Source organism: Mycobacterium sp. UM_11, from assembly GCF_001414075.1.
Classification (GTDB): domain Bacteria; phylum Actinomycetota; class Actinomycetes; order Mycobacteriales; family Mycobacteriaceae; genus Mycobacterium.
Map to the genome: position 1 here is coordinate 1 of NZ_LATC01000188.1, position 3,702 is coordinate 3,702.

General features: G+C 69.5%; 5 protein-coding genes. 3 read left to right on the plus strand and 2 right to left on the minus strand.

Features of this window, described 5'->3' with window-relative positions; all coding sequences use genetic code 11:
- Both WU80_RS24260 and dinB read left to right on the plus strand, forming a co-directional pair.
- On the plus strand, positions 1–560 hold a 560-nt coding region (locus tag WU80_RS24260), incomplete at its 5' end, for a TetR/AcrR family transcriptional regulator (RefSeq protein ID WP_055405880.1).
- A gap of 23 nt (positions 561–583) precedes the next feature.
- Complete coding sequence (dinB, locus tag WU80_RS24265; RefSeq protein ID WP_055405627.1) at positions 584–1,789, plus strand: DNA polymerase IV; 1,206 nt, start codon at positions 584–586, stop codon at positions 1,787–1,789.
- A 7-nt stretch (positions 1,790–1,796) separates the two neighbouring features.
- Here dinB and WU80_RS24270 read toward each other — a convergent pair whose 3' ends face one another.
- On the minus strand, positions 1,797–2,804 hold the full coding sequence (locus tag WU80_RS24270; protein WP_055405628.1) for a PHP domain-containing protein: 1,008 nt from the start codon (positions 2,802–2,804) through the stop codon (positions 1,797–1,799).
- A gap of 22 nt (positions 2,805–2,826) precedes the next feature.
- Positions 2,827–3,258, minus strand: coding sequence for a hypothetical protein (locus tag WU80_RS24275; RefSeq protein ID WP_055405629.1), 432 nt, complete (start codon positions 3,256–3,258; stop codon positions 2,827–2,829).
- Positions 3,259–3,309: 51 nt separating this feature from the next.
- Here WU80_RS24275 and WU80_RS24280 point away from each other — a divergent pair.
- On the plus strand, positions 3,310–3,702 hold a 393-nt coding region (locus tag WU80_RS24280; RefSeq protein WP_156371870.1), incomplete at its 3' end, for an LLM class flavin-dependent oxidoreductase.

Sequence of the window (3,702 nt, forward strand, 5' to 3'; positions counted from 1 at the left end):
ATGTGTATAAGAGACAGCTGCTGGAGCAGCGCTCGTTCGCCGACATCTCGGTCGATGACCTGGCCAAGGGCGCGGGCCTGTCGCGGCCGACGTTCTACTTCTATTTCAAGTCGAAGGATGCGGTGCTGATCTCGCTGCTGGAGCCGGTGATCGCGCGCGCCGACTCCGAGTTCGACGGCGCGGTGCAACGGCTGCCCTCGGACCCGCGCCGGGTGTGGCGCAACGGCATCAAGGCGTTCTTCCTGGCTTTCAGCACGCACCGCCGGCTCGCCCGCGCCGCAACCGAAGCGCTGGCGACCAGTCCCGAGCTGCGCGCGGTCTGGTTGAGCTTCATGCAGAAGTGGATCGATCAGACCGCGGCCATGATCGCCGCCGAACGCGCGCGCGGCGCCGCGCCGGAGACGATCCCGGCCGCCGACCTGGCCACCTCCCTGAACCAGATGAACGAGCGCACGATGATGGCCGCCCTGTCCGCCGAAACGCCGGCGGTCGACGAGGAGCGGGTGGTCGACACCCTCACCCACATCTGGGTGACCAGCATCTACGGCGAATCCAGCTAGCCGTCACCGGTGCGTGCGAACATATGTTCGTGCGGTGCGATGCGTCCATCCTGCACGCGGACCTGGATTCGTTCTACGCGTCCGTCGAACAGCGCGACGACCCGACGTTGCGCGGCCGCCCGGTGATCGTCGGCGGTGGCGTCGTGCTCGCCGCCAGCTACGAGGCGAAGGCCTACGGGGTGCGCACGGCGATGGGCGGCGCGCAGGCCCGCCGGCTGTGCCCGCATGCCGCGGTGGTGCCGCCCCGGATGCGGGCCTACAGCCGCGCCAGTGACGCGGTCTTCGAGGTGTTTCGCGACTGCACCCCGATCGTGGAGCCGCTCTCGGTGGACGAGGCGTTCCTGGACGTCGGCGGCCTGCGCCGGGTGTCGGGGACGCCGGTCGAGATCGCCGAACGGTTGCGCGCCGACGTGCGCGAGCGAGTCGGCCTGCCCATCACCGTGGGCATCGCCCGGACGAAGTTCCTGGCCAAGGTCGCCAGCCAGGAGGCCAAGCCGGACGGGCTGCTGCTGGTGCCCCCCGAGCAGGAACTGGCGTTCCTGCACCCGTTGCCGGTGCGGCGGCTGTGGGGCGTGGGCGCCAAGACGGCCGACAAGCTGCACGCCCACGGGCTGATGACCGTCGCCGACGTCGCCGAGCTGAACGAGTCGACGCTGGCCTCGCTGCTCGGCGGCGCCATGGGCCGGCAGCTTTTTGCCCTGTCGCACAACATCGACCGGCGCCGGGTGACCACCGGTGTGCGTCGCCGGTCCGTGGGGGCGCAACGTGCGCTCGGCCGCGCAGGCAACACCATGTCGGCTTCGGAGATCGACGCGGTGGTGGTGAATCTGATCGACCGCATCACCGGCCGCATGCGCGCCGCCGGGCGCACCGGGCGCACGGTGGTGCTGCGCCTGCGGTTCGACGACTTCGGCCGGGCGACGCGGTCGCGGACACTGCCGTTGGCGACGTCCTCGACGCAGCCCATCCTGTCGGCCGCCCGTCAGCTGGTCGCGTCGGCCGCGCCGCTCATCGCCGAGCGAGGGCTGACGCTGGTCGGCTTCGCGGTGTCGGGAATCGACCGCAGCGGCGCCCAGCAACTGGCGTTGCCCTTCGACGACGAAGAGAACCGGCTCGCGATCGACGCGGCGATCGACCGGGTGCGGGACCGCTACGGCAAGTCCGCGCTCACGCCGGCGGTGCTCGTCGGGCGCGACGCGGGCTTGGAGATGCCGCACCTGCCGGACTAGTGCCGGACTAATTCGAAGCGGTCCAGTCCAGCAGCCGCTCGGCCGGCCAGGTGTTGACGATCCGGTCGACGGGCAGGCCCACGTCCAGCGCGCGCTGGGCGCCGTAACCGAGGAAGTCCAGCTGGCCGGGCGCGTGGGCGTCGGTGTCGATGCTGAAGACGCAGCCGATGTCCATGGCCTGCTTGAGCAGCCGGGTTGGCGGATCGCGGCGCTCCGGCCGCGAGTTGATCTCGACCGCGGTGCCGTGGTCGCGGCAGGCGGTGAACACCGCTTCGGCATCGAACTTCGACTGCGGTCGGATGCCCCGGTTCCCGGAGACCAGTCGCCCGGTGCAGTGGCCCAGCACGTCGGCATGCGGATTGGAGACGGCGCGCACCATGCGCCGCGTCATCGCCGCGGCGTCCATCGACAGCTTGGAATGCACGCTGGCCACCACGACGTCGAGGCGCTCGAGCAACTCCGGCTCCTGGTCGAGGCTGCCGTCCTCGAGAATGTCGACCTCGATACCGGTGAGGATGCGCATCGGCGCGAACTGGTCGCGCAGCTTGTCGATCACGTCGAGCTGCGCGCGCAACCGCTCCGGCGACAGCCCGTTGGCGATGGTCAGGCGCGGCGAGTGGTCGGTCAACGCGCAGTACTCGTGCCCCAGCGCGGATGCGGCCGCCATCATCTCGTCGATCGGCGCCGACCCGTCGGACCAGTTGGAATGCAGGTGCAGGTCGCCGCGCAACGCCGCGCGGATCTCACCCCCGCCGAGATCCTCGGCGCCGGAACGCAATTCGACCAGCAAGTCGGGCTCGCGACCGGACCAGGCCTGGTCGATGACTTTCGCGGTCTTGGGTCCGATGCCCGGCAGCGACTGCCAGCTGTTGGCCTGGCCGTGCCGCTCGCGCGCGGCGTCGTCGAGACCCTCGATGATGTCGGCGGCGTTGCGATACGCCATCACGCGTCGCGGGTCGTGGCGGCTCCGGTCCTTGTAATAGGCGATCTGCCGCAGGGCGGTTACCGGGTCCATGACTCCAGTGTGCCCGCCCCCGTCAGGTCAGCTGCCCGACGATGAAGCCGGCGAGCAGCACGCTGAAGCCCCCGATCTCGCCGGCGATGAGCAGCGCCATCATGAGCCCGGTGCCGGGGGCGGGGTTCGCGAACTGGTTGACGGTGTCCCGGCGCGCCCCGTGCGCGATGTAGCTGAGGATGGCGCCGACGAAAAAGAAGACGACCACGCCGGCCGCGGTGAGGTTGGCCCACGTCGGCCAGGCGCTGAGCTCGACGAAGACCGCCAGCAGCAGCGTCGCAAACGAGTAGAGCAGCGCCGCCCGGTGCGCGATGTCGACGTAGGGATGGGCGCGATGGTCCGGTGCGACCATGATCTGTCGGTATTTCCACACGCCGAGCACCAGCGCGAGCAGAAAGATCAGCCCGGCCGCCAGCAGCGTGACCTTGGTATCGAGTCCGAGGGAGTAGCTCATCGCGCCGCTGAGTTTAGTTGCGCTTCATAAAGATCGGCTAACGTCGGTTTCATGCGATTCGCGTTCAAGACCTCACCTCAGAACACCACCTGGGCCGACATGCTGGCCGTCTGGCAGGCGGCCGACGGTATCGACGTGTACGAGTCCGGGTGGACCTTCGACCACTTCTACCCCATCTTCTCCGACAGCACCGGGCCCTGTCTGGAGGGCTGGACCACGCTCACCGCCCTGGCGCAGGCGACCACGCGGCTGCGGCTGGGCACCCTGGTCACCGGCATCCATTACCGCCACCCCGCGCTGCTGGCCAACATGGCCGCCGCCCTCGACATCATCTCGAACGGACGACTGGAGCTGGGCATCGGCGCCGGCTGGAATGAAGAGGAGTCCGGCGCCGATGCCCAGCTCCAGTCGTCCGTTCGAGATGATGTCGAGGGCGGCGGCCAT